The sequence below is a fragment of the Salinivibrio sp. PR919 genome (assembly GCF_001995355.1).
GTDB classification, from domain to species: Bacteria; Pseudomonadota; Gammaproteobacteria; order Enterobacterales; family Vibrionaceae; genus Salinivibrio; species Salinivibrio proteolyticus.
In genome coordinates this window covers 1-1,255 of the sequence record NZ_MUFL01000172.1, presented here as the reverse complement: position 1 = coordinate 1,255, position 1,255 = coordinate 1, and the positions used below count along the sequence as shown (strand labels likewise).

Below are 1,255 nucleotides of genomic sequence, written 5' to 3'. Positions count from 1 at the left end.
GAGTGCATGCTCATATATTTATGAGTAGCATTTCCAAACCAAGTATACTCATTGCGGAAGACGGCAGAGGAAAGGCATTAAGAAGAGTTTTTGGTGGCGTGATCATTGATGCTTTTTCGGAAGTAAAAAATGATAGTTTTACGAGAATAAAGAGAAAGTTGGGCATGTCCTGTGGCTACGTCGGAACTTGTCACGTGCCTGAAGAGGTAATGGAAGCTATACAGTACCAAAAACGCTCCCAGTTAACACAAATGAAAATGGTACGTAGTAATATTAATCAGAATTATGAAGTAATGAAAGATTTTATGAGAAAATTACCTTAACAAGTTTTATAATAACGATTTAGTATAAGTTTAATGAACAATCTATATTTCCATGTGAGGCGTATATAAATATGGTAGATTACATCAACTTGATTTTTGAATTTCCTAGTTTCGTTTGTCTAGCAAGTTGGATCTAAAAGTTTGAATGTATTAATAAAAAACTCTTTTGTATATTTATTTAGCAGTATTATAAAGCAAGCAATGCCATTTTTAATGTTACCCATAACGACTTCCTATCTAAAACCGGATGAATATGGGAAACTATCATTATTTATGATGTTGATAGCAATATATGCAGCTTTTATTAATATGAATATGTTCGCTGTAATTTCAAAAGAGTTTCATAAAGTTTCTAAGAGTGAGTTATCGTTATATATAGGAAACATTATTATAATATTAATGATATCTACATTGATATATTTTTTAGTAACTATTGGGTTTTGGTTTAGTGATTTTGGACTTTTAGGGGACGGAGCAGACTTACTTTTATTAGCTCCTTTAATCGTCTTTATGATGACAATAAATAATATAAATACCGTTATATTGAGAAACGARAATCGTGCATGGATGTACGGCATATTTGAAGTATCCAATTCGGCTATTGTTATCACTGTTACAATAATATTATTAACCAATGGTATTGGTTGGATGTCCCAAATATTTGGGATTTTAGTCGCTGGAGGTATTTTTTGTATCATCGGCTCTATCTACATTTCAAAAAGAAACTATGTTAAATTATCGTTTGATAAGACAGTCGCAAAAAAAATATTAACAATCACAGTGCCATTAATACCTCATGCTCTAGGAGCTTTGATCATTGCGTCAAGCGACCGCTTTTTTATCGAAAAAATGATTAGTCTAGAAGCGGTTGGATTGTATGCCGTTGGATATTCTTTCGGGAAAATAGTACAAATATTTACCGATGCTTTTAT

At 31.8% G+C, this 1,255-nt stretch carries 2 protein-coding genes; both read left to right on the top strand.

The annotated features are described in order from the left end of the window. Window positions 1–323, top strand: a 323-nt coding sequence (locus BZG83_RS16865) for a hypothetical protein (protein WP_158074993.1), incomplete at its 5' end; no start/stop codon positions are given. 141 nt (window positions 324–464) lie between these two features. Continuing rightward, a partial coding sequence (locus tag BZG83_RS16440) for an oligosaccharide flippase family protein (RefSeq protein ID WP_158074992.1) occupies window positions 465–1,255 on the top strand: 791 nt, incomplete at its 3' end.